Below are 25,305 nucleotides of genomic sequence, written 5' to 3'. Positions count from 1 at the left end.
ACGGCTGCTGTCAAAAGAAATAAACGTGGTGCATATAAAAAGCCGGAAGGCATGTTGGATCATCCCCCGGCAGCTTGTTTACCGTCCTTTTTCAACGTGAATACCCTTTTGACCACATCTCCGGGCCCGCCCAGATAACCATAGTCCTTGCCGTTGGCCCAGACCTTAACGGCACCGGCATCGCCCAGTTTCACCCAAATACTTTCCCGGCCCGCAAATTTTTTAACGTTATTGGGTCCCACCGTGCCCTCGAAAACACTTTCATTATCCACTACCACGCGCATCCAGCATTCCCGGTCCGTAACCTGTAAAACCATGTCCACACCTTGGGCATCAGCGCCGGTATCGCCCTTGTTATCTCTTTCAGCCGCCGAACCCGGCGCCTGCTTTTGGTTTCCGGAAGGCCCGCCGTTTGAATCAGGCGACTTTTCGCCAAGGGATTTGGCCGGTCCTTGATATTGGCCGTCGTCGGCCATTTCATCCCGTAAATTTCTATCCAGTATCCCGCTCCAATATAACGCCAGCCCCACCAGAATTACCGCCACTGCAACGGTCAGGCCCCTTCGCCAACCCGTGGGCCGTGCGGGTTGCTCCATAAACGGCTCCTGGACCGCCTGTTCCCCTTTCAGTGGCGCAAAAAGTTCGTTATACTGGTTAACCAGAGCTTCCCCGTCCATTCCCAAAAAACGCGCGTAATTGCGCAAAAACCCTCTAACGTAAACGCGACCGGGCAAAACGTCAAAATTATCCTTTTCCAGGGCAATGATATATTTGCGGCGAATTTTGGTTTCTTTTTCCACGTCTTCCAGAGTGGCCCCCATATCTTCCCTGGCCCGCTGCAATACCTCACCAATGGACAAATGCCGTCACCTCCCCGGAATATTGTATTCCGGCAAATTGCAGGCAAAATCTTCAATTACCTGCACCGCAGCCGCCATATCACCGGTATTTACCGATAAATCATATGCACCGCTTGGCCCGTCGGGATAATTGTACAACGGATCATAATAATGCAACAAGAGAAACTCAATGACGTTTGACAAATCACCCATATCCAGCATGTGATTTAATTCGACTACTTTATTCTTACCCAGGTATTTTGTCAACCGGCCGACCGCGTCCTGGAGAGCGGCCAAATTACCTGTCCCACCGTCCGCGTAATCCCTTATAATACGTGATATCCGCGTTGGGACCGGCGCATAAAGCAAAATCCGGTACCCCCTTTGCATGTTGTTTAATACCGAAGCCGGCACAGTCAATTTACCCAGTCTGCGGCTTTCACATTCCACGAAAAAAATGCCGTAATCCTCCGCCCGCCGCAATTCCCGCTCGATAAGCGCCTCAAACATCTTTTGGGTGGGGGAAGGGGGGTGACCAATCTTACCGAACACCGATCCCCTGTGCCGGGCCAGTCCCTCCAGGTCGAGCACGGGGAAGCCCCGGCGCCGTAGTGCCAACAAAACATCGGTTTTACCCACCCCGGTCAAACCATGAATGACCACTGCACGCAGCGGCAGCGTATCCCTTTCCAAATATTCAATGACATAACGGCGGTAAGCCTTGAAACCGCCAAGTATCCGGTGCACCTTGAAGCCCATGGCATCCAGGATGCAAGCGGTAAAATGGCTGCGGTCGCCTCCCCGCCAGCAGAAAATAACTACTTCCTTTTGGGGAGCAATTTTTTTAAAAGAATAAACAAAATCGGGCAGCCGTGGGGCAATTAATTCCATGGCCAGTTCCCTGGCCTTATCCGGCCCCGCCTCCTTATGCGCGGTACCCACCAGGGCCCGTTCAATGTTGTCCAGCAGCGGAATGTTACAGGCGCCGGGTATGGTAGCCGTAGAGTACTCGCCCGGTGAACGGAGATCAACCAAAGGTATATCCTTTAATTCGATAAGGGCCCTTGTAATAGCAACGTCCCTGTACATAAACTGCAACTTGTCCTCCGGTAGCAAGGGATTAAAAACAAAGTTAGGTTTTCCCTTCGACACAACTCAATATTTATCCTCCTTTTTAATTGTCATTTCCTGCCTGAGCATCCGGCCGGCTGTAAAACTGCCGCATATATTCGTCCGGAGTAATTAGTACAGTCCTTGGTTTACTGCCCTCGTAACCGCCCACGTATCCTTTATTTTCCATGATATCGATCAACCTGGCCGCACGGGCATAGCCAATGTGCAGGCGGCGCTGTAAAAGTGAAATGGAAGCATGCCCCGTTTCCAAAAATATTTTAACCGCCAGAGCCAGCAGTTCGTCTTCCGGGTCTGGTGCATCGACCGTTTGTGCTGCCTCTTTGACAATGCTTTCATCATAATCCGGTTCGGACTGCTGCTTCCAAAACTGCACCAGCACTTCCACTTCCCGGTCCGACAAATATGCTCCCTGAACCCGGACCGGTTTGGACGCACCCACCGGGCAAAACAGCATATCTCCCTGGCCCAGTAATTTTTCCGCCCCACCCATGTCCAAAATGGTGCGCGAATCAATTTGCGATGATACGGCGAAACTGATTCGGGACGGAATATTGGCCTTGATCAGGCCGGTAATAATGTCGACGGAAGGGCGCTGAGTGGCCACAACCAGGTGGATGCCGGCCGCCCGGGCCATCTGGGCCAGCCGACAGATGGCGTCTTCCACATCTGCCGGCGCCACCATCATTAAATCCGCCAATTCATCAATTATGATAACCAACAAGGGCAAAGGATCATTCCCCTGACGGCGCATCAGGTTATTGTAACGAATTATGTCGCGCGTACCCGAGCGGGCAAAAAGCTCGTAACGGTATTCCATTTCCTTAACCGCCCAGCGCAAAGAAGTGGCCGCTTTTTTGGGGTCGGTAACCACGGGAGACACCAGATGGGGAATACCGTTAAACGTGGTCAGTTCCACCATTTTGGGGTCAATGATTAAAAATTTAACCTGTTCGGGCGTTGATTTGAACAAAAACCCGGCAATCAGGGTGTTCAAGCAAACACTTTTCCCCGCCCCGGTGGCCCCGGCGATGAGCAGGTGTGGCATGCGGGCCAGGTCATCCACGATGGGATTGCCCGCAATGTCCTTGCCCAGGGCAATGGTTAAATGCAACGGTGATTTTTGAAAATCAACCGTTTCCACCAGTTCGCGCAGGTATACCGTGGCTATTTCCTTATTCGGCACCTCAATACCCACCACCGCTTTGCCGGGAATGGGTGCCTCAATCCGCACATCCGGCGCCGCCATACTTAAAGCAATGTCATCGGCAAGGCCGACAATCCGGCTGACTTTTACTCCCGGGGGCGGCTGGATTTCGTACCTGGTAATCGCCGGCCCCCTGGAAACCTGGGTGACTTTGGCTTTGATGCCGAAGCTGACCAGCGTTTCTTCCAACCTTTTAATATTCTCGGTGATATCTCGGTTATTCTTGTTTATTTTACCACGCACCGGCTTAGCCAGTAACGATATGGATGGCAATTTATATACCTTTTTGCCTGTGGCCGGAGGGCTTTTTTTCAACTCCGCCCGGTTTGCCGGCGTCTCTTCATATTTTTCTTCGGCGTAGGCTTCCGCTTCCCCGTCTGCGGCCTGCCTGAACGGGCGATAGTAAATGATGTTGGATTTTCGCTCCTTTTGCAAAGTGGCCACCGGTTCCCCCGCTGCATCTTCTTCCCCATCTTCGGCCAGATAATCCTTGTCCACCGGGTTGCCGGGCATATCGTTTACATTGCACCGGTCAATGATTACGGGGGCATCTTCCTGCTCGTCCGCCTCACCGTCGCTGCTATTGACAAACAGAAAGTCATCCACCAGGCGAATTGTTTTTTTTAGCACCCCCGCAGTTTTATGCCAGACATAATTTATCAAAACTACAATGGATTGATTGGTCAGCAGCAGCAGGCCCACAAGCAACAGGGCGGCCAATATTATATACACGCCCCAGATACCAAATGACTTCAGCAACAAAAAATAAGTAACGCCGCCAATAATACCGCCGCCGTCACCCTGCAACCCGGCCTTTAAGACATAGTCCCCGGGTATTGAAAAATGCAGCAAGGTTAAAGCAACAACGGTAACGATCATTGCCCCGTATATATTGACGGGCATTCTCGCCTTGCTTTTGCGATATAACATTTTACAGCCGAAAAAAGCCAGCAAAACAGGTAATAAATATCGTCCTTCACCCGCCAAGCGCATCAATGAATTGTTGACCAGTTTCCCCACCATCCCGACGGAAGGATTGATGATGCTGATAAAAATTAATATGGCCAGAGCCAGCAGGGTAATGCCGGCAATTTCGTACTTTAATTCATCTTTCAACTTGTTACCACGCGGCATAATTTTCGCACCTCCTTTCTAAGTATAGTTATTCCATTATTGCAATATAATTCCTGCTTACATAGTTAAAAAAATACCGGCTTGCCAAACCGGTATTGTCACCTGAGAAAGTATGTTATAATTACCAGCGCACCGGCCAGCAGGCGGTACCAGACAAAAATGGAGTAACTGTGCCGGGATAAATAACTGAGCAGAAACTTGATGGCCAGAAAGCCGACCACCGCTGAAACTGCCACCCCGACCAGAAAGATCGCATTAATTTCACCGGGAGATATAAAAAGCTATGGTGTTTATCCGCAGATAAACACCATAAGCTGACAAATGTTTTTAATTTGTAACTATTCAGCAAGCCCGCTGTAGTATTGCTAGAGCGCCCACTCCAGTGCTTCGCGCCGACAGCACCACGCCTTGCTTCGGACCGGATTAGCGGCGCTGCAAAGGCGGCGCAATATGTTTTATTATTTTTGACATATTGACTTTAAAGCTCATCTGTTTAAACCGCAAACGTTAGTGAGCCGCCGGTTTTGCGCCGCTATCCGGTTACCTAAAAGCTTCGCCGGGTGCTGTTACGGCGCTACGCAAGTCGTTCGCTTATGGGCAATACCACAGCAGTCAAATGTTTCGGTGAATAGTTTCCTAAAATTAGACTATTTTTAATCGTCCGGTTTAACCGGCGCCCCCGGGTATAGGTCACCGCGCAAATAGTCAGCCGGATTGGTACTAAGTAGTTGTACCAGTTCTTCCCTGCCGCCGACTTTACGCACCAGGGCCGGCACGCCATGCACCGTGGTGGCCCTTTCCGGATGGTGGGTCATCTGCTCCAGGCCGGCCAAAACAAGTTCCAGTTGCATGGGCGTGTATAATATCATTGCAGCGGCACCTCGTTTCGCGTCTTCCTCTCTTCAATTAAATTCTTTAACCTGGCCAGGGCTTGCTGCATACCACCCACTTCGTTAATCAGCCCGCATTCCACAGCATCCTGTCCGATCAACACGGTGCCGATATCCCGGGCCAGCTCCCCGGTGCGGAACATCAATTCCCGGAATTTTTCCTCAGTGATTGCTGAATGGGCGGTCACAAATCGCACCACGCGATCCTGCATTTTATCCAGGTACTCATAAGTCTGGGGCACTCCGATAACCAGCCCGGTCAGCCGGATGGGATGAATAGTCATGCTGGCCGTTTCGGCAATAAACGCATAATCCGTGGCCACTGCTATGGGCACACCAATGCTATGCCCGCCGCCCAGCACCACCGACACGGTGGGTTTGGACATGCTGGATATTATTTCCGCGATGGCCAACCCCGCCTCTACGTCACCCCCCACGGTATTCAGGACAATCAATACGCCCTCTACTTCGGGATTTTGTTCCAGGGCGACCAGTTGCGGAATCATGTGCTCGTACTTGGTCGTTTTATTTTGCGGCGGTAGTACCAAATGGCCTTCTATCTGGCCCACAATGGTCAGGCAGTGGATATTGCTTTTTACTTCGGGTATCTGGGTGGCACCCATTTCCTTGACCGCTTCCATGGAACTTTTGGTTTTACCTACTACCTTGGTCCGTTCTTTATTCGGCTCATTGTCGGGGTTTTCTCGCCGGTCCGGGTCATTGCCGGGACCCGGAGGGGACGGCGGTTGGTAGGGAAAGATTCCGGGTACCTGCTCAAAAGATTCATAAAACGTCATTACTATCCACTCCGTTCCTCAGGTTCTCATTTTTATTATGATTAAAAACTGCCAAAAAAATACGCAGGCTATTCGCCTGCGTATTTTAAACCTCCATGATGATCGGTAAAATCATTGGCCTTCTCCTGGTTTTGTCAAACAAAAATCTGCTAAGATCGTCCCGCACCTGGGACTTGATTGATGCCCATTCAGAAATTTTCTTGGATGAACACTTTTCCAATGCCTGCTTTACTTTTGCCTTGGCCTGCTCCATCAGTTGCTCGGACTCACGAACATAGACGAACCCGCGCGAGACAATATCCGGCCCGGAAACAATCAGCCCCGTATCGCGGCTCATGGTCACCACCACGATTAATATCCCGTCCTGGGAAAGCTGCCGCCGGTCACGCAGCACAATGTTACCCACATCGCCGACCCCCAGGCCGTCCACCAGCACACGTCCGGAAGTGACCCGCCCGGCAAAACGACCGCTGCGCCTGGATATCTCCACCACCTGGCCATTTTCGCCCACAAAAATGTTGGATTCCGGGATACCCATTTCCCGAGCTAACTGGGCATGTTTAATCAACATGCGGCATTCACCATGTACGGGCATGAAAAACTTGGGCTTTACCAGGTTGATCATCAATTTCAATTCTTCCTGGCTGGGGTGCCCGCTGACATGGATGCCCGATACCGCTTCATAGATAACATTTGCCCCCTGTTTAAAAAGCTGGTCGATTACCCGGGACACCAACTTTTCATTACCCGGAATAGGAGTAGCGGAAATGATTATGGTATCCCCGGGCATAATTTCCACCTGGCGGTGGTCCCTGCTGGCCATTCTGGTAAGGGCGCTCATGGGCTCCCCCTGGCTGCCCGTTGTCAGGTAGACTATCCGGTTCCTGGGCAGTTTGGCCGCCTCGTCGAGTTCCACCAGCAAACCGTCCGGTACATTCAAGTAACCCAGTTCGCAAGCAATGCTGACCACATTGACCATGCTGCGGCCCACCACGGCCACTTTGCGGTTATAACGGTGCGCCGTAGTGATGGCCTGCTGCAGCCTGTGCACGTTGGAAGCGAAAGTGGCCACAATGATTCTTTCACTGGCCTGCCGAAAGGTTTCGTCAAAAGTTTGTCCCACGACCCGCTCCGACATGGTATAACCGGGTCTTTCCACGTTGGTGCTGTCGCTTAACAGGGCCAGAACGCCCTTTTCTCCCCACTGGGCAAGCCTGTGAAAATCAATTACTTCTCCATCCACCGGAGTTTGGTCGATCTTGAAATCGCCGGTGTGCACAATAACACCCACCGGGGTCTCAATGGCCAGGGCTACGGCATCGGGAATACTATGGGATACGCGGATAAATTCAATTTTAAACGGACCAATTTGCACTACATCCCGTGGTTTTACGCAATTCAGCTTGACGCTGTCCAACATATGTTGTTCCCGTAATTTTCCGCCCAGAATACCCAGGGTCAACTTGGTTCCGTATACCGGGACATTAAGTTCCTTAAGGACATAGGGCAGCGCCCCGATATGGTCCTCATGCCCGTGCGTCAGTACGATCCCGCGCACTAGATTCTTATTCTCCAGCAAATAAGTAATATCGGGAATGACCATATCAATGCCCAACAGGTCTTCTTCCGGGAACATCAATCCGGAATCAATAACCAGAATATTTTCCCCGTATTTTACCACCATCATGTTTTTGCCGATCTCACCCAATCCCCCTAACGGGATCAAAGAAACTTTTGGTTCGCGTGCCATATCACACCCCCCGCAGCTATGATGTTAACGAAAAAGTTTGTTATATTACGGTGATAATTTGGAGAAGGCGGGGAAATATTCTGTTTTATTAAAAATGTCCGTTCAAAACTCGCTAATCCATTATACTTTATCTGCGGGTCCAGAACAAGATTAACGCATTTATATAACAGACCTTTATAATACTATTTCCGGTATAAAATGTAAACAAGAAAATATAAAAGGGAGCTCTCATAGGCTCCCTCAAATAAAATATATTTATCCCAGGTTTAAAATAAATTGGCTTCGGCAAGAATTTTTTTGATGCTCTCCTTCTCCTCCGGCGTGGCCTCAACCAGCGGCAACCGGGGCGCGCCCACCTGCCAGCCCAGCATGTTCAGTGCGGCTTTCAGGGGTACCGGATTGGTGGTGATAAACATACCCTTGAAAACCGGGAATACGCTGCAGTGTATTTTGGTAGCCATGGTCACGTTGCCGGAGGTATAAGCATTGATCATTTCCTGGATGCGCGATCCGATCAAGTGCGCCGCCACGCTGATGACCCCCTTGCCTCCCAGGGCCATGATCGGTAGGGTCAGTGAGTCATCACCGCTGTATATGGCGAAGTGGTCGGGTAAAGAACGGCGCAGTTCGCTAACCTGATCCAGGTTGCCCGATGCTTCTTTAATGGCGACAATGTTGTCGATCTTGGACAAGCGTACAACCGTCTGCGGCTGCAGGTTCACTGCCGTACGCCCGGGGACATTGTACAGTATGACAGGCAAATTGGTACTCTGGGCAATGGTTTTAAAATGCTGGTATAACCCTTCCTGGGACGGTTTATTGTAATAAGGACCCACCAGCATTACACCGTCGACCCCTACCTTTGCCGCCGCCTGCGTCAATTCGATGCTGGCCGAAGTATTGTTGCCGCCCGTACCGGCGATTACAACGGCATCGCCGCCAACTTCTTCCACCACCACCCGAAACAATTCCACTTTTTCTTCCTTGGTCAGTGTGGGCGACTCGCCGGTGGTTCCGGCAACGACCAATCCGTCTGAACCTGATTGCACCAGGTACCGGGCCAATTTTTTGACTTGGTCGAAATCAATTGTCCGATCCTTTTTAAAAGGCGTTACCATGGCCGTTAATACGCGCCCGAAATCAATAGCCAAAACTTTCACCTTCCTTCCAGGTTGAACTTCCCTGCTTTTTACTGATCCAGTTTAAACTGCCTGTGCAGGGCCCTGACGGCCTTTTCCATTTCCTCGCGCCTGACCAGCACCCAAACGGTAGTGTGTGAGTCGTTGCATTGTAAAATCTGGATATCATCCTTGGTCAATGCTTCCACTATGTCCGCTATCACTCCGGGCACCCCGGACATGCCCGCCCCCACTGCGGAAACCTTTGCGCACCCGGTAATCACTTCCGACATATAGCCGGTATTTTCCAGCACCTTGACCGCCTTTTCAGCCACATCATCTTTGACGGTAAATAAAACCACTTCCGGCAGTATATTAATAAAATCAATGCTGATCCCGGCCAGCGCCAGCGCCCTGAACATGCGGCGCTGCTGTTTGAGCCCTTCGCCAGTAGCGCCGATGCGGACTATAAACTGCGCAATGCCCGATATATAGGTGATGCCGGTAACAATGCGATCTTTGGTAATGTCAATGGTACCTTTATAAACTTCACCGGAATTGGTTACCAGCGTACCGGGCGAATCAGAAAAAGTTGAACGCACGCGCAGCGGTATGCTCTTCTGCATGGCGATTTCCACTGCCCGGGGGTGCACCACCTTGGCCCCTTCATGCGCCAGGTGGCAAATTTCATCATAAGTAATGACCTCCAGGGCTTTTGCTTCCGCCACGATACGCGGGTCCGCCGTCATAATGCCGTCAACATCGGTGTAAATATCTACATAAACGGCATTTAACGCCACACCCAACGCCGCCGCGGTAGTATCGCTGCCGCCCCGGCCCAGTGTAGTGATTTCACCGTCTTCCGTGGTGCCCTGAAATCCGGCCACCACTACTATATAACCTTCCTGGGTATACCTGGTGACATTTTTGGCCTGCACCTGTAAAATCCTGGCTCCGGAATAATTGCGATCGGTAATTATCCCCGCCTGGGCCCCGGTTAGAAAAACGGCCGGGTACCCCATGGCTTGTAAAGTTGCGGCCATGACCACCCCGGAGATAATTTCCCCACAGGACATTAGCATATCCATTTCACGGGCGGGTAGATCGTGATATGTTTGTTTGACCAGGCTGATCAATGTGTCGGTAGCGTAAGGATCACCTTCCCGCCCGATGGCCGATACCACCACCACGGGAACGTAACCTTCATCTTTGGCGGCAATGATCTTGCCCGCCACCCTTTCCCTAAGTTCGGGAGATACCAGCGAAGTCCCCCCGAACTTGAGAACGATGTATTTCATCTCATACTACCTCTTTCCCAGACACCCGTATTTAATCACCAATTCGGCGATTTGCACCGCATTGGTAGCCGCTCCCTTGCGCAGCTGGTCAGCTACCACCCACATGTTAAGCGCATTGTCCAGGGAATTATCCTGCCTGATTCTACCGACAAACACATCATCCTTCTCTGATGTAAAGAGGGGCATGGGATACTTCTTGTTGGCCGGATCATCTTCCACCACCACACCCGGAAAATCTGCCAGAACCTTTTTCGCCTCATCCACGGTGATTTTGCGTTTGGTTTCTACGTTAATGGATTCCGAATGGCTTCTGTAGACCGGCACCCGAACAGTGGTCGCCGTAATGCCGACAGTATCGTCGTGTAATATTTTGCGGGTTTCCTTTACCATTTTCCATTCTTCCTTCGTGTAGTCCATTTCCTGGAAGACATCAATATGGGGAATCAGGTTAAAGGCGATCTGATACTGGAACTTGGCAGGTATTACCTCTTTACCATCCAGAACGGCCCGGGTATGTTCGGTTAATTCCGTGATACCCTCGGCCCCGGCACCGCTGACCGCCTGGTAGGTGGAAACCACCACCCGCTTGATGCCGGCGGCGTCATAAATCGCTTTCAACGGCACCACCATAATGATGGTCGAGCAGTTCGGGTTGGCGATTATGCCCCGGTGTTCTTTTACATCCTCAGGGTTAACTTCCGGGACTACCAGCGGCACCTGAGGGTCCAGGCGGAAATGACTGCTGTTATCAATTACCACCACGCCCTTTTCCGCCGCCAGGGGGCCGAATTCCTTACTTGCCGCGCCACCTGCGAACAAAGCTATATCCATGCCGTCAAAGGAAGCGGGCGTGGTTTCCTCCACAGTATAACTTTTACCTTTGAAAAAAATCTCCTTGCCGGCGGAACGAGCGGTAGCACAAAGTTTCAATTCGCCTACCGGGAAATTCCTTTCTGCCAAAACCTGCAATATCTCCTGCCCCACTGCTCCGGTTGCACCTACAATCACTACTTTATAATCGGCCAAGAATCTATCCCTCCATTCTTAATCTTCCGCCGGCGCGCATTTTATTCATAAGCTACTAAAACAGGTTGAATCTGCCTACCCTGCAAAGCATGTTCAATGGTATCCACCAACTTGCTAATCTGGGCCTTCAACGAATTTGGTTTGCCGGCGGGATTATCCTGTCCAAATGGAACCATATATATATTTTTGCAGTTTAATAGCAAACCAATATTTTTCGCGTTCATGGACAGGCCGTCATTGGTAGAAACGGCCAGCACCACCGGGCGCTGGTTGCGCAGGTGCGCCTTGATGGCCATCAGCACCGGCCCGTCGGTAATGGCATTGGCCAATTTGGCCAAGGTATTGCCGGTACAGGGAGCCACCACCAGTACATCCAGAGTCTTTTCCGGACCGAACGGCTCAGCACCGACGATGCTTTTGATAATTTTCTGCCCGGTTATTTCCATTATTTGGCTTTTCCAACGGTCGGACGCCCCAAATCTGGTATCCGTTTCATCAACAGCCGCGCTAATAATAGGATACAGTATCGCACCCTCATCAGCAACCCTTTTCATTTCCACCAGTACCTCATCCAGGGTACAATGAGAACCTGTTAAAGCAAATCCCACCTTAACACCCTTCAACCTCATCAAACAAGCACCTCCTAAAGCAAAACCGGAAAAACTAAGGTTTTACCTTCTGCAGCAAAAGACGAGGCACCACCCGCGCCAGTATCGTGCCGGCGGTTTTCGGTGCCACTTTGCCGGGCAGGCCCGGCGCCAGAACTGCTTGAATACCCAGTTCACGGGCCCTGGCAAAGTCAGTGCCTCCGGGTGCAGAAGCAAGGTCAATGATAAGGGTTGCCGGTGGCAGTTTTTGCAAAATATTCGCGGTGATCACCGGTGCGGGAATGGTATTGAATATAACATCTACATCGCGTAAATAATCTACTAATTCTTGAAAATGCGCTGCTTGTAAACCCATGGCCGATGCTCTGGCCAGCTGGGCCGGGTTACGGGCGATTACCGTCGTACGGGCGTGCATGGCCGCAAGCAGTTGGGCCAGCGTCTGGCCGGTACGGCCAAAACCCAGCACCACAGCACGACTGCCGTGGATGGTGATGGGCAGCCTTTCCATGGCCATTTGCACGGCTCCTTCAGCCGAGGGAATGGAGTTCAGGATGGCCACCTCGTCAAGTTTCATTACTTCCACGAGCTCCAGCCCGCACTGTTCCAGCAACTCACGCAGCGGTTTCCTGGCCATGCCCACCAGAACCGGAGTACCGGCGGGAAGCGGTGCCAGCAGTTCCCCGGTAATTGTTACCTTCTCCTCCTGATATGTCGAATGGAGCTGCATGTTTTCATTAACTCCCGGAACCGGTAAAATGAGAGCCTGCACCCCGGCCAAACATTTATCCGGTTCCCCGCAGGTTATAATATTATCACCTTGCACTGGCAATCCAAAGGTTTGGACTATTGCACCGGCACCAGCCAGATGTTCCACCAAAGTGACTTCCCTGGCATCCCCGCCCATTACTGCCAACGTTAGACCCGCCAAATATTGCATGGACGGCTAACCCTCCTCTAACCTTCTTGTACTTACACCAATATATGAAATGCCGGTTTTATAGGTGCTTGTTTGCAATTGATGGGACAAAATTATTCAAACAACAGGTTCTCTAAACCATACACCACTCCTTCCAGGCGCATTACCGCGCGCACGGCCAGCAATACACCGGACATAAAAGATTCCCTGGAAATGGAATCATGTCTTATGGTCAACGTCTGCCCCACGCCGCCGAAAATAACTTCCTGATGGGCGACAAATCCGGGCAATCTAACGCTGTGGATACGTAATCCGCCAGGCATTTTACCTCCCCTGGCTCCCTCAATTTTCTCTTCCTCGACATCCAAACCCTGCTTAAATTCACCGCGTTGTTCCAAAATGGCTTCCGCGGTTTTCACGGCCGTCCCGGACGGGGCGTCCAGTTTCTGGTCGTGGTGTTTTTCAATTATCTCTACATGCGGTAGATATTTGGCCGCTTCGGCAGCGAACTTAATCATTAACAATGCCCCAATGGCAAAATTTGGGGCAATAACGCAACCCAAACGCTTTTTTTGAGCCAAATCAACCACCTGCTCAAAATCTTCCCGGGACATGCCGGTGGTGCCGACCACCGGACGTACGCCCGCTTGCAGGGCCGTAATAGTATTGGCGGCTACCGATTGGGGTCTGGTAAAATCAACTAGTACATCCGCCCCGGACGTAGCAAGGGCTTCGGCCAGATCGGATGTTATCTGCACACCCTGCGGCCCGGTGCCCAGCAATGTGCCGACATCCTGCCCTTCGTTATAAAAATCAATAGCCGCGCATAACTCAGTGTCTTCAGCATTCAAGACAGTCTTGAGCACTTCCTGTCCCATACGTCCTGATGCACCGCTAACTGCAACTTTAATCACAATAATTTCCCGGTAATATCGAAAACACCTGGATAGTTTACCGGTTTTTTCCTCCCTTCCTGGCATTCTTAACTTTATACAAAAGAATGTTTTTAATAATTTAACATATACTGCCTTAATGATGTCAAGAAAAAAACCTTAACCGGTTGGAATCACCTGCCACCGAACGTTCATTTATCTATGTTGGCGGAACTTTCCCGGTCCTGCGGCACAATTATACCTCCGGTCAGTTTCGGGTTGTAAAAATCCGCCGCGGGCGCGCCCGAACATTGCGTTACCACACAATACTTCTTCCCGATTGTTTGAAAGTTTATTTTTACTCCTGCGCTTTGGCCGTTACGGCGCTCCATAAGCATACCAACCTTGCTTATTAATATTCACGTTAATCTGTCCGGTTTCCGGGTAATCCTTGCGCTCCACAATTCCGGAAAAAACAAAATAATCTACGCTTACATTGGATTCCACCAGACCGCTGGCTACCTCGAATTCTGTCCTGTTCCCCCTTAAAATGGTAGTGGGGTTAAAAGGTTCCCCCAGCTTTAATTCCACCGCGATATCCTCATACAAAGCCCACAACAGGGTATTTAATTCATCATCGGCGCACACCACCGGCAAGCCCAGTTCCTCAATAGCTTCGCGGCGGGGAATCATGTGGTTATGGGCGTAAAGCTTTTCGGTCAGGTAATCGACAATATTCTGCACCTTGGCCTGGGGCAGACTTTCCCGGCGCAGCCCCAACATTTTATTGGCCAACGACCTGATCAACATCCAGTTCCGGTGCACATTACCAAGCGCCAGCGGGTGAATTTTTTCAGCCAACAATAAAAAAGCCCGTGACATGACACTCTCGTCATAAATACCCATTTTTTCCGCGATAAGGTTCATGTAAGAATAAACATCTTCGATATTGACCGGTAACCTGGCGGATGGGTTGGACGGGTCCTGGGGATTAAAGGCATTGATCACACTGGGGTCAATGGGACCCAGTTCACCCATTTTACCCATTACTATTTCATCGGCGCCCAAACATAACAATGTTCCGGCGCTGTAAGCCCGAAAAGGTATCAATACCGAAAAATGGGCCGTGTATTCGCGAAATAGATTGACCAGACGCCATGGGGTGAGCACGTCACCCCCCCTGGTATAGAGGAACAAATCAATCCGCGGATTGTTGCCCACCATTTCCAGATGCTTATAAATTACCTGCACCACATCCGGAGCGATCCTGGTGCTCACGTTTTCCCGGTCACCGGTAACATAGGTTAACACAATTGATTCGCGTTTACGGCCGATTTTTTGCATGAGGTCCAATCTTTGCGGCCGGGCCATAAATTGCCTCCTTGTTTTTTCGATTATTATGGCCCGACGCTCAGCACATTATCTAAAATTATGCCAGAAAAAAAATCCGCGCTAAGACGGATCATTCAAATCATGTATTTACCGTACCTGGGAACAGCCTGATCCAGTTCCACGATAATCACTTCAAACCCAATTTTCTTGACCGCTTCCCATGGAATAACCAGTTCGTTTTTTTCCGCCCAGAAACTTATGATATTGCCTTTGCGTGGTATTATGATGGACTGTATCTTACCCGTTTCATCATCAATGGCCAGATCGGTTTCACCAATCACGCCCAGCCGGGCGCCGTCGTTCAAATTGATGATCTCCTTGCCGGCCAGCTCGCCCAGTTTCATTGCGATTTTCCCCCTTAACGTTATGATCAATACCTGCGCCCGATTAAATAACGCTGTGCAAAGGGCTGGATGATGGCCAGGGCTATAGATACGGTGGCCATGGGTTCCAGGGATATTCCACTGACATGTATGAAACGGGGTAATTCCAGTTCCAAAAAAGTCTGCACCAGAATCAGCGACAAATAAATACCGCCCGCCGTACCGACCATGCCGGTGATAGCCTGGGATAACGGAGACGCCTTGGCCTCACCGATCGTTTCCCAGTCCTTGTCCCGCATGGTTCGCAGCCTTATACGCTCCCGTAAAGATAAGATAACCAGCAATAGTACAATTAAAACAAACAGCAGCACACCCAGTTTCATATTTTCACCTCCTGTACCAAATTTATATTGCACAGAAGGCGAAATATTCCTGGAATTGGACAATTTATCCGGAAACTGATTGTTTCAAAAAAGACCGGCTGCGATCTTTACCTGCCGGTGGAACCGAAACCGCCCGCGCCCCGAGCGGACGGGTTCAAAACGTCGGTATAATCAATTTTGACTTGTAAAACCGGCAAAAATACCAGCTGGGCTATTCGGTCGCCCGGCCTGATTTCGTAAGGCCGGTCACCGTTATTCTGCACCGGGCACATTATTTCCCCCTTGTAATCGCTGTCAATCACCCCCACGGCGTTGGCCAGGGTGATGCCATGTTTGGCCGCCAGGCCGCTGCGGGGGAAAATCAGACCCACCACGCCACGATCAGGAATATCCAGCGCCAGCCCGGTGGGTACCAGCGCCCTCTCTCGCGGGAGCACCACCAGCGGCTCTTGCAATGAAGCCGCCAGATCAATCCCGGCCGCGCCGGGGGTGGCGTAACCCGGTTCGGGTATTTTGAGGCCAATATCAGGGTTGATTTTCTTAAATTTAATAGCTACTTTCGTCATACCGGATCCCTACGCCTGGTTGAGTATTTCCCGCAAAATATCGCCGTCATCCCACGGGCCCACGCTGGCCAGGCAGAAGTTTTCAGGATTCAGCATGGTTCTAGCCAATTCCCTTATATCACTGTCCGACACAGCCATGATGCGGCGTACGATTTCATCCGGCGAAACAACTTTGCCCAAATAAAGTTGTGATTTACCCAAACGACTCATCCGGGTACTCACATTCTCCAGGCTGAGCAGCAAATTACCTTTCAACTGGTCTTTGGCCCGTTGCAATTCCCTGGCCTGAACCCCGTTGGTCCGGATGTCATAAATCTCTTTAATGACCAGTTCCAGGGCGGCGCGCACGTTTTGCTTGCTCAGCCCGGTATAAATGCAAAAAAGGCCGGAATCATGATAAGAACTATGATAGGAGAACACCGAATAAACCAGGCCACGCTGTTCCCTGATCTCCTGAAACAGCCTGGAACTCAATCCCCCGCCCAGGATGGTGTTTATGATTTGAAAAACATAAATCTTTTCATTATCCAGGGCCAAACCGGGCGTGCCAATACATAAATGAACCTGCTCGGTATCCTTATACCGGCAGACCACCTGGCGGGCCGGTTCAGGCGCGGTCAGCAACCGTTCATTTCCCTGACCGGTCAACTTGCCGAACGTTGCAGTCAATGCCTCCATAACCTGTTCCCGGTCAAAGCTACCGGCCACAGCGACCACTATATTGCCCGGGGTGTAATATTTATTGTAAAAGTCCAGTAAATCCTCCCGGGTCAGTTCCTGGACAGTTTTTTCATCACCGATTATCGGCCTGCCCAGCGGGTGGCCACTCCAGATGGTGCCGGCAAACACATCATGCACCAGCTCGTCCGGCGCGTCTTCATACATTTTTAACTCTTCTAAAATAACATTACGCTCCCGGTCTATATCCTTTTTATCAAAAAGGGAATTAAACAACATGTCGCTGAGTAAATCCACAGCCAGCCCAAAATGTTCGTCCAACACCTTGGCGTAGTAACAAGTATATTCCTTGGTGGTGAAAGCGTTCAAATGCCCGCCTACCGCGTCCAGTTCTTCGGCGATGTCTTTCGCGCTGCGCTTCTCGGTTCCTTTAAACATCAGGTGTTCAATAAAATGTGAAATACCGGCCAGGCGCTGGCTTTCATCCCGAGAGCCAACATTCACCCAAACCCCTACGGCAACTGAACGCACATGCGGAATGTGCTCGGTAAGTATTCTGACCCCGTTAGCCAGTTCGGCTACATTTATCACACATTTACCCCCTGTACCATTTATAATAAACAACCCGTAAAATGAATTTAAATGTTTTCCGTTGTATATATGTTCTTGCCAATAACCAAAATTCCTTGTTTTTGTGTCAAAGAACTAACGAACAACACATTTCTATTAACAACCGGTAACTATTCAGCAAGCCCGCTGTAGTATTGCTAGAGCGCTCACTCCAGTGCTCCGCGCGTGATGCGCACCACGCCTTGCTTCGGACCGAATTAGCGGCGCTGCAAAGGCGGCGCGATATGTTTTCTATTTCTGACACATCGACTTTAAAGCTCATCTGTTTAATCGCACACTGTTGGTGAGCCACTGGTTTCGCGCCGCTATCCGGTTACCTAAAAGCTTTTCCCGGGTGCTGATACCGGCGCTACGCAAGTCGTTCGCTTATGAGCAATACCACAGCAGTCAAATGTTTTGGCGAATAGTTATAACAATCGATTTACTACCTTATTACTGTATTTATGACTTTATTTGTCAGTTTGCGCACCGGACTCAAGTTGCCAACCGCGCTTTCCGCTACGATTAAGCTCGAATCCACTGCAGCACCGTTTACAATCACCGTTATTTTACCCAGTAATTGGCCTTCCCGTACCGGCGCCTGCACACTGCGCAGCATGGTTACTTTTTTTTCCACCTCATCTACCCCATCGCTATGTATATTGATTGTTATATCATTCGCTATCCTGGCCGGCACCGATTCACTTAAGCCATTTAAAACCTGAACACGCCCGTAAATTTCTCCCGCATAAGCCGCCCTTACCGCTTTGAATTCATTAAACCCGTAGTCCAGCAAGTTCTCAGCGTCCCTGAACCGGTCGGGGCCGTTTAATATTACGGCCAATAAACGCCTGTCATCAACGGTGGCCGAAGCTATCAAACATTTTCCCGCTTCCATGGTGGTTCCGGTCTTGACACCGTCAGCCCCCGGGTACTGCCAGAGTAATTTATTGGTATTTTTCAAGTAATGCGTTACCCCTCCCAACCCTTTAACAGTTTTAAAACGCGTTTTGACAATCCGACAGAACAACGGGTCGTGCAAGGCGTTACGCGCAATAAGCGCCAGGTCCTGGGCAGTTGAATAATGACCCGGCGCTGGTAGGCCGTTGGTATTGCAAAAATGGGTGCTGTCGGCACCGATCAGCGCAGCCTTTTCATTCATCAGTAAAACAAACGCTTCCTCCGACCCGGCCGCGTGTTCCGCTATGGCCACACAGGCATCGTTGCCGGAGCGTAAGAGCGCGCCGTACAAGACATGTTTCAGCGCAAGGGCTTCCCCCTCCCGTAGGTACATGGACGACTCACCCACCGCCGCAGCCCGGGGGCTTATCTTGATAATGCCGTCCGTATCCGCGGCCGCCAGGGCTATCAGCGCCGTCATGACCTTGGTGGTACTGGCCATGGGTCTTTGCTGCAGGTGGTTCTTGCTGTATAATATCTGACCGGTATCAACATCCATCAATACGGCGGATTCAGCGCTGATGACCGGCAGGAAAGCGCGGTTCCCCCACCCTGCCCGGGGCCCCAAAAACACAAGGGACAGGCAAAAAAATAAACCCCACGCGACGGCAGTTTTAAAACGCAATATTATCTCACCCCATACTATGATTGATGTTGTCTTTAGATTTACCCCTAACCTTCATTTTTATGAGGTGACTCTTTTAACAATTCTCCTACCGGCACCAGCCGGTACCCCCGCCCCTGCAAACCGGCAATGATGTCCGGTAGGGCGTGCGCCGTGGGAGCGGTGGGGTGCATGAGCACGATTGCGCCATTGTGGATTCTACCCATTACCCGGTCCCTGATTACTTCCGGGGCAGGTCGCTGCCAGTCAATGGTGTCGATACTCCACAGTATGGTGCGATAACCCATATCTCTAGCAGCCTGCAGCACTGCGGTTCCCCTTTCCCCGTAAGGCGGAGCGTATAAAACCGGTTTTTCGCCGGTGATATCCTGAATAACCTTCTCTGCCTTGGCAATGTCACGTTTATTGGCTTCGCGGGATATTTGGTCCGGGTGCGGGTGAGCATAACCATGGCTGCCAATCTCGTGGTCCCCGGCGTGAATCTTGCGCACCAAATCAGGAAACTTCTCTGCCCAGGTGCCCCCGATAAAAAAAGTCATCCGCACATTTTTTTCTTCCAAAATTTCCAGCATACGGCCGATATATTCTTCACCCCAGAACACATTACAGGTTAAAGCAACGGCCTTGACCTCTTCATTGCCCTGGTACACCGGCTCAGCGACCATAGCCGAAACTTTGCCCTGGCGAATGCAGGTCCACCCGAGCAGCACCGCCAAAAAGATCGCACCGACGATAATTAAATTTTTTAATAACCGAAAGCGATCAATTAAAATAAAAATTGTTTATTCCCCCCTTGAATAATGTTCGCTTTAAATTTATTCAACCCGACACCCGCCAATGCACAAAAAACAAAAACCCGTCTCACCAAAGACAGGTTTTCATCACAGATTGTTTTTAATTTTTTAAATCCCCATTCACTCTATCCGCTCGTATAGTATAATTTTGGAGTGCCTCCACCAGAGTTCCGGCTTGTCAAAATCCACTCCGTGGTCAAGTCTGCAGAGGGACCATTTATTTGGCCCCTTGAGAATTCTACTGCGCCAACCCGTAAATTCAAACCAAATATTTTTTTCTTCCTCACCGATTAATATATACGCCTTGACAGATTCGGCCTCCCTAAAATCCCGGGTCCAATCCTGCCCTTCGGGCATCCAGCTGCATAATACCAGACGGGGCTGGTATTGTTCCAGCGCTTCCCGGAAATCCATGTTTAACGGCCGGCAATCATTACTGCCCCCGGCGCCGGCCGAAAACTCTGAGTAATTATCCACGGCCGTCACTTCAATTCCCCGAGCGCGCAATGCAGCCGCCAGATCGCCGCGGCCGGCCCCGACCTCCAGCACCGGCGATAATGCCAGTTGTTTTATTTCCCACGCCAAAGCGTCATTAAATTCCTTATTCAGTATCTGGTAGATTCCAAACGTATCACAATACTGTTTTAACAACGATAGCCGGCAAATAACCGCGTTGTCCCGCCAGGCAGCCTCCGGGTGATACTGCACCGGACAATCGGCGAAATTATTCTTCATCCATTGTTTTTCCCGGTCAATCTTTTCGCGCACGCTTTTATATCCAAACAATTCCAGTGACATGCTTCCCGACCTCCAAAAAATAAACCCCTAATTTAGTTTAAGGGGTTATCAAACTTAGTTGCTCTTGTGGTGCTGGCGACGCTGGTTGCGGTGCGGCCGGCGTAGCTCCCGGGGCTTATCTTGATTCTCCTTGGCGCCTTCGGGGGCCGGGGTGACGTCCTTGCGGGACAGCTTTAACCGCCCCTGGTTATCGTAGCCGATTACTTTAACTTCAATCATATCTCCTTCTTTAACTACGTCCTCCACCTTGTTTACCCGTTCATGGGCCAATTGTGAAATATGCACCAGACCTTCTTTGCCCGGCAAACCGAGTACTCCGGGTATGATCTCGACAAAACAGCCGAAGTCGGTTACTTTTACCACTTTGCCCAGGTAAATCTGCCCGCTTTCTACTTCCTTGGTCAACTTTTCGATAATAGATAAAGCACTTTGACCGGCTGCGGGGTCAACTGCTGCAATGAATACCCTGCCGTCATCTTCAATGTCGATATCTACGCCGGTTTCCTCAATAATTTTTCTAATAATTTTCCCTCCGGGCCCGATAACGTCTCTGATTTTATCCGGATGGATGGAGGTCTGGATAATCCTGGGCGCATAAGGCGACATTTCCACCCTGGGCTTGGCTATTACCTCGGTCATTTTACCCAGAATGTGCATACGCCCTTCATGGGCCTGCCCCAGGGCCACCTGCAGAATGTTCCGGTTGATGCCGGCAATTTTGATGTCCATTTGCAGCGCCGTGACACCTTTTGCCGTACCGGCTACCTTGAAGTCCATATCCCCCAGATGGTCCTCCAGTCCCTGAATGTCCGTCAGCACGGCAAATTCATCGCCCTCTTTAATTAAACCCATGGCCACGCCGGCTACGGGAGCCTTGATGGGTACGCCGGCATCCATCAGGGCCAAGCAACTGGCACAAACGCTCCCCATGGAAGTGGAGCCGTTGCTTTCCACTACCTCCGAAACAATCCGAAGAGTATAGGGAAATTTTTCTTCCGGTGGAATCAGCGGCTCCAGGGCCCGCTCGGCCAGCGCGCCGTGACCGATTTCCCGCCTGCCCGGGGAACGCATCGGTTTAGTCTCTCCGGTACTGAAAGGCGGAAAATTATAATGGTGCATAAAGCGTTTTCTTTCTTCTATACCAAGACCGTCCAGGATTTGTTCATCGGATATGGCACCCAGCGTAACTATGGAAAGAACCTGGGTTTGTCCGCGGGTGAACAGGCCCGACCCGTGAGTACGCGGCAATAGTCCCACTTCCACGTTGATAGGCCTTATCTCATTAAGGGCCCGGCCATCCACGCGCACCCGGTCTACCAGTATATAGCGGCGTACTATTTTCTTTTCTACGTTTTCTATAACCTTGGCGATGGCTTGTTCCTGTTCCGGGTATTCTTCCAGCAATTCCGTCGCCAGTTTTTCTTTAACCTCGTCCAGTAAGGCCTCCCGTTCTTTCTTGGCTAGCTGTTTGACGATGCATTCTTGAACAGCCGACTTGATATCTTCGGTAATTCTGGCCGTAATGGCGTTTTCCATCTCTTCTTCAATTTCCACCAGAGCCGGTTCATATTTTTCCTTGGCCAGTCCCATTTCCAGCGCTTCCCGGCGGAAATCTTCGATAAACTGTACAATTTCCTTGATTTTTTCGTGGCCGTGTATGATGCCTTCCAACATCGTTTCTTCCGGCACTTCTTTGGCGCCGGCCTCTACCATCATCACCGCATCCCTGGTACCGGCTACAACCAGATGCATATCACTCTTTTCCATATCTTGCACATTTGGGTTGATGATAAAATTACCACCCACCCGCCCGACAATAACACCGCCGATGGGGCCGTTAAAGGGAATTTCGGAAATGTGCAGAGCCGCCGAAGCACCCACCATGGCTGCCATTTCCGGCGGGTTATCCTGGTCCACAGATAATACCAGGGCGATTACCTGCACTTCATTGCGCATATTTTTGGGGAACAGAGGGCGGATGGGCCTGTCGATCAGCCTTGACGTAAGGGTGGCCTTTTCACTGGGGCGCCCTTCCCTTTTAATAAACCCCCCCGGTATTTTACCCACTGCATAAAGGCGTTCCTCGTAATCAACGGTCAGCGGAAAAAAATCTATGCCTTCCCTGATCCGCCTGGCCATAGTGGCGGTGACGAGAACGACAGTATCTCCATAACGCACCAGTACGGCGCCCCCGGCCTGCTTGGCCACCCGGCCCGTTTCCACTGTCATTATCCTGCCACCAATTTCAATATCTTTACTTAATATTTGCTGCTGCATATTTTGCTTATATTTCGGCCTTACATTCGGTCATCTGTTGATTTTCCGAAAATAAAACCGAATAACCTCCTTTCTTCGTCCAATTAAGATTAAAAACTGGTTATAGTATTTTTTTACAATAAAATAAGATCATTCTACATATTCAGTATTATATCCTGCCTGGAATATAAAAAAACATCTGACATCAGTCCCCGACACAAAATTCCTGGCATAAAATGTAAAAAGCGGGGACTAGCCCGCTTTTTATTTGCGCAAACCCAATTTGTCGATTAACTCACGGTAACGATTAAAATCGCAGTCCTTAAGATAATTCAACAGGGCCCGGCGCTGACCGACCATTTTAAGCAGCCCGCGCCGTGAATGGTGATCCTTTTTATGAATCTTAAGATGCTCCGTCAGGTGGTTTATGCGTTTGGTCAATATCGCCACTTGCACCTCAGGGGACCCGGTATCGTTTTCATGCAGCTTGAAGCTGTCAATAACGGACTGTTTATCAGTCGTTGACAAAGCCACGGTGCTCACCTCCTTGCATTTTGTAATCGCTGCTAGCCAAGTAAAATCGCCGGAGATAAGCGTATCCCCTAGCTAACAGTTCATATATAAAAATTTGTATTACTTGCCTATAATAGTTATAACCAACCGGCCAACCTCAATATCCTTGGCTACAATATCAAACATACGCCCTGACTTAGCGAAGAACCCCCTGAACCGCGTCGCCGTAGGTATCCGGCCCGGTATGCTGTTGGCGGCCGTTATAATATCCGCGGTGGTAATTTTATCCTGCCGAAAATCACGCAACCGCTTGCGCGCATGTTCCGTTATAATCACTTTAATTTCCATGGTAAAATCAGTTTGCTCCCGTTTGGCAGGCAAGTTCATCTTCTTCTTGCGCCAAAAAAGCATAAAGGGCATCCTGAAAGGCTGCTACTTGTACGTTTTCTACATCTGACTGCATGTATATTTTTTCTAATTCTTTCTTCAAATCCTGAAAATCTTCGCTTAAACAAATAAGGGCAATGTGATTCAGCCATTTTTTGATTTCTTCTTCCGGCGAATCGAATTTGGGTACCCCCATTAACCTAACGTCTCCCTTCTTTCATTTCGGGACGTTATTATGAAAAAAAAGCACTATTTTTACCGGAAACCTAGTATATTTTAGCACATTACATCTTACAAGTAAACTTGTTCGTAATAGAATTCAGAAGTCAGAATAATAAAAATATATTCTTATACTGAATTCTGATTTCTGATTTCTTAGTTCTGTATTCTAAAATATACTACTAAATTCTGACTTCTGACTTCTGTATTCTGAAATAACCACTGCATAACCTTACTTAATAATATATATTACCTTTACAAACGCTTTATACTTGCCCGGCGGCATCCACCCGGGCTTCGTTGATATCCCTTTGAATTTGCTTTACCAGTTCTCCAACCGAGTGGAACCTTTTTTCTTCCCGCAAGCGGCGAATAAAATATACCCTCATTTTTCTTCCGTATAAATTACCGCAAAAGTCCAGTAAATGCACCTCGATGGTCCGTGCATACGCATTACCGTGAAACGTGGGTTTGATGCCGATATTGGTCACACCCCAGTAGATTTCCCGACCCACCCTGACTTTGACCGAGTAAACCCCGTTGGCCGGAACCAACAAGTTGCTTTCTACTTCCAAGTTGGCCGTGGGAAAACCAAGGGTATTGCCGCGTCTTTCACCGTAAACCACTTCGCCCTCAACAATCGGACAATAGCCAAGGTATTTTCTGGCCTGGGCAATTTCACCGTCAGCCAGCAGGCTCCTGATTAAAGTGCTGCTCACCGGCTTGCCGTCCACGGTAACGGGCTTGATCACTTCCACGGCAAAACCCAGTTCATCGCCGTATTGCTTTAACAGTTCCGGCGTACCCCGGCCCATGTGGCCAAATGTATAATTGTACCCCACGTATACGGCCCGAGCCGCCAAGTGCCGGTGCAATACCGTGGTAATAAAGTCTTCGGGGTACATACGGGCAAATTCGCGGGTGAACGGAATGACAACAAGCACTTCTACGCCCAGTCCGGCAAACATCTCCTGTTTCAGATCCTGTGGCAAAAGCATCGGCGGCGCGCCTTCGGGATTCAACACCGTCAAGGGGTGGGGAACAAAGGTGAAAACGGCCGGTGTCGCCCCGGCCGCCCGCGCCCTGGACACAAGATCACCAATCAGTTTCTGGTGTCCCAGGTGTATGCCATCAAAATTGCCCAGTCCAACAACCAAATTATCATGTTTTTTATGTAAGTTTATCCAGTTACTGTAAACTTGCACCGCTGAATAAC

The 25,305-nt window shown here is 50.1% G+C and carries 27 protein-coding genes; all 27 read right to left on the bottom strand.

The window, feature by feature from the left end; genetic code table 11:
- Nucleotides 1-59 precede the first annotated feature (59 nt).
- Complete coding sequence (locus BM299_RS05795) at nt 60-860, bottom strand: helix-turn-helix domain-containing protein (protein ID WP_092482516.1); 801 nt, start codon at nt 858-860, stop codon at nt 60-62.
- Nucleotides 861-866: 6 nt separating this feature from the next.
- Nucleotides 867-1,928, bottom strand: coding sequence for a tRNA 2-selenouridine(34) synthase MnmH (mnmH, locus tag BM299_RS05790; RefSeq protein WP_092482574.1), 1,062 nt, complete (start codon nt 1,926-1,928; stop codon nt 867-869).
- An 85-nt stretch (nt 1,929-2,013) separates the two neighbouring features.
- Entirely contained in the window at nt 2,014-4,311 is a 2,298-nt protein-coding gene (locus BM299_RS05785; RefSeq protein WP_092482515.1) for a DNA translocase FtsK, read from the bottom strand.
- A 98-nt stretch (nt 4,312-4,409) separates the two neighbouring features.
- Nucleotides 4,410-4,556, bottom strand: a complete 147-nt coding sequence (locus BM299_RS05780; protein ID WP_281246361.1) for an undecaprenyl-diphosphate phosphatase — start codon at nt 4,554-4,556, stop codon at nt 4,410-4,412.
- A gap of 408 nt (nt 4,557-4,964) precedes the next feature.
- Nucleotides 4,965-5,180, bottom strand: a complete 216-nt coding sequence (locus BM299_RS05775; protein WP_092482513.1) for a YlzJ-like family protein — start codon at nt 5,178-5,180, stop codon at nt 4,965-4,967.
- Nucleotides 5,177-5,998, bottom strand: a complete 822-nt coding sequence (locus tag BM299_RS05770; RefSeq protein WP_092482512.1) for a ClpP family protease — start codon at nt 5,996-5,998, stop codon at nt 5,177-5,179. The genes BM299_RS05775 and BM299_RS05770 overlap by 4 nt, the downstream gene beginning before the upstream one ends.
- Nucleotides 5,999-6,083: 85 nt before the next feature.
- Nucleotides 6,084-7,748 carry a ribonuclease J gene (locus tag BM299_RS05765; protein ID WP_092482511.1) on the bottom strand — a complete coding sequence of 555 codons (1,665 nt, stop codon included), beginning with the start codon at nt 7,746-7,748 and terminating at the stop codon, nt 6,084-6,086.
- 266 nt (nt 7,749-8,014) lie between these two features.
- Entirely contained in the window at nt 8,015-8,899 is an 885-nt protein-coding gene (gene dapA / locus BM299_RS05760) for a 4-hydroxy-tetrahydrodipicolinate synthase (RefSeq protein ID WP_092482510.1), read from the bottom strand.
- Nucleotides 8,900-8,937: 38 nt separating this feature from the next.
- On the bottom strand, nt 8,938-10,164 hold the full coding sequence (gene dapG / locus BM299_RS05755) for an aspartate kinase (RefSeq protein ID WP_092482509.1): 1,227 nt from the start codon (nt 10,162-10,164) through the stop codon (nt 8,938-8,940).
- A 6-nt stretch (nt 10,165-10,170) separates the two neighbouring features.
- Nucleotides 10,171-11,190: an aspartate-semialdehyde dehydrogenase gene (locus tag BM299_RS05750; RefSeq protein ID WP_092482508.1), complete on the bottom strand. Its 1,020-nt coding sequence runs from the start codon at nt 11,188-11,190 to the stop codon at nt 10,171-10,173.
- A 41-nt stretch (nt 11,191-11,231) separates the two neighbouring features.
- Nucleotides 11,232-11,819, bottom strand: coding sequence for a dipicolinate synthase subunit B (locus BM299_RS05745; RefSeq protein WP_092482507.1), 588 nt, complete (start codon nt 11,817-11,819; stop codon nt 11,232-11,234).
- Nucleotides 11,820-11,853: 34 nt separating this feature from the next.
- Complete coding sequence (gene dpsA / locus BM299_RS05740; protein ID WP_092482506.1) at nt 11,854-12,735, bottom strand: dipicolinate synthase subunit DpsA; 882 nt, start codon at nt 12,733-12,735, stop codon at nt 11,854-11,856.
- Nucleotides 12,736-12,827: 92 nt separating this feature from the next.
- Nucleotides 12,828-13,628, bottom strand: coding sequence for a 4-hydroxy-tetrahydrodipicolinate reductase (dapB, locus tag BM299_RS05735; protein WP_092482573.1), 801 nt, complete (start codon nt 13,626-13,628; stop codon nt 12,828-12,830).
- A 170-nt stretch (nt 13,629-13,798) separates the two neighbouring features.
- Nucleotides 13,799-13,978, bottom strand: a complete 180-nt coding sequence (locus BM299_RS05730; RefSeq protein ID WP_092482505.1) for a hypothetical protein — start codon at nt 13,976-13,978, stop codon at nt 13,799-13,801.
- Nucleotides 13,965-14,957, bottom strand: a complete 993-nt coding sequence (locus BM299_RS05725; protein WP_092482504.1) for an SDH family Clp fold serine proteinase — start codon at nt 14,955-14,957, stop codon at nt 13,965-13,967. The genes BM299_RS05730 and BM299_RS05725 overlap by 14 nt, the downstream gene beginning before the upstream one ends.
- A gap of 95 nt (nt 14,958-15,052) precedes the next feature.
- Entirely contained in the window at nt 15,053-15,322 is a 270-nt protein-coding gene (locus BM299_RS05720; protein WP_092482503.1) for a YlmC/YmxH family sporulation protein, read from the bottom strand.
- 26 nt (nt 15,323-15,348) lie between these two features.
- Nucleotides 15,349-15,684, bottom strand: a complete 336-nt coding sequence (locus tag BM299_RS05715) for a hypothetical protein (RefSeq protein WP_092482502.1) — start codon at nt 15,682-15,684, stop codon at nt 15,349-15,351.
- Between the two features lie 107 nt (nt 15,685-15,791).
- Complete coding sequence (gene dut, locus BM299_RS05710) at nt 15,792-16,250, bottom strand: dUTP diphosphatase (RefSeq protein ID WP_092482501.1); 459 nt, start codon at nt 16,248-16,250, stop codon at nt 15,792-15,794.
- Nucleotides 16,251-16,259: 9 nt separating this feature from the next.
- Nucleotides 16,260-17,519, bottom strand: a complete 1,260-nt coding sequence (locus BM299_RS05705) for a M16 family metallopeptidase (RefSeq protein ID WP_092482500.1) — start codon at nt 17,517-17,519, stop codon at nt 16,260-16,262.
- A gap of 463 nt (nt 17,520-17,982) precedes the next feature.
- Nucleotides 17,983-19,122 (bottom strand): D-alanyl-D-alanine carboxypeptidase family protein, encoded by a 1,140-nt coding sequence (locus BM299_RS05700; RefSeq protein ID WP_245779665.1) that lies wholly within the window; start codon nt 19,120-19,122, stop codon nt 17,983-17,985.
- Nucleotides 19,123-19,169: 47 nt separating this feature from the next.
- Nucleotides 19,170-19,832 (bottom strand): polysaccharide deacetylase family protein, encoded by a 663-nt coding sequence (locus BM299_RS05695; RefSeq protein ID WP_342741317.1) that lies wholly within the window; start codon nt 19,830-19,832, stop codon nt 19,170-19,172.
- A 204-nt stretch (nt 19,833-20,036) separates the two neighbouring features.
- Nucleotides 20,037-20,714 (bottom strand): class I SAM-dependent methyltransferase, encoded by a 678-nt coding sequence (locus tag BM299_RS05690; protein ID WP_092482499.1) that lies wholly within the window; start codon nt 20,712-20,714, stop codon nt 20,037-20,039.
- A gap of 54 nt (nt 20,715-20,768) precedes the next feature.
- Complete coding sequence (locus BM299_RS05685) at nt 20,769-22,943, bottom strand: polyribonucleotide nucleotidyltransferase (RefSeq protein ID WP_245779663.1); 2,175 nt, start codon at nt 22,941-22,943, stop codon at nt 20,769-20,771.
- 291 nt (nt 22,944-23,234) lie between these two features.
- Nucleotides 23,235-23,504 (bottom strand): 30S ribosomal protein S15, encoded by a 270-nt coding sequence (rpsO, locus tag BM299_RS05680; RefSeq protein WP_092482497.1) that lies wholly within the window; start codon nt 23,502-23,504, stop codon nt 23,235-23,237.
- Between the two features lie 99 nt (nt 23,505-23,603).
- Nucleotides 23,604-23,825, bottom strand: a complete 222-nt coding sequence (locus BM299_RS05675; RefSeq protein WP_092482570.1) for a hypothetical protein — start codon at nt 23,823-23,825, stop codon at nt 23,604-23,606.
- Between the two features lie 13 nt (nt 23,826-23,838).
- Complete coding sequence (locus BM299_RS05670) at nt 23,839-24,066, bottom strand: hypothetical protein (RefSeq protein ID WP_092482496.1); 228 nt, start codon at nt 24,064-24,066, stop codon at nt 23,839-23,841.
- A 289-nt stretch (nt 24,067-24,355) separates the two neighbouring features.
- On the bottom strand, nt 24,356-25,294 hold the full coding sequence (locus tag BM299_RS05665) for a bifunctional riboflavin kinase/FAD synthetase (protein ID WP_092482495.1): 939 nt from the start codon (nt 25,292-25,294) through the stop codon (nt 24,356-24,358).
- Nucleotides 25,295-25,305 lie beyond the last annotated feature (11 nt).

Source organism: Desulfoscipio geothermicus DSM 3669, from assembly GCF_900115975.1.
Lineage (GTDB): Bacteria > Bacillota > Desulfotomaculia > Desulfotomaculales > Desulfallaceae > Desulfoscipio > Desulfoscipio geothermicus.
This window is presented reverse-complemented; position numbering and strand designations above follow the sequence as displayed.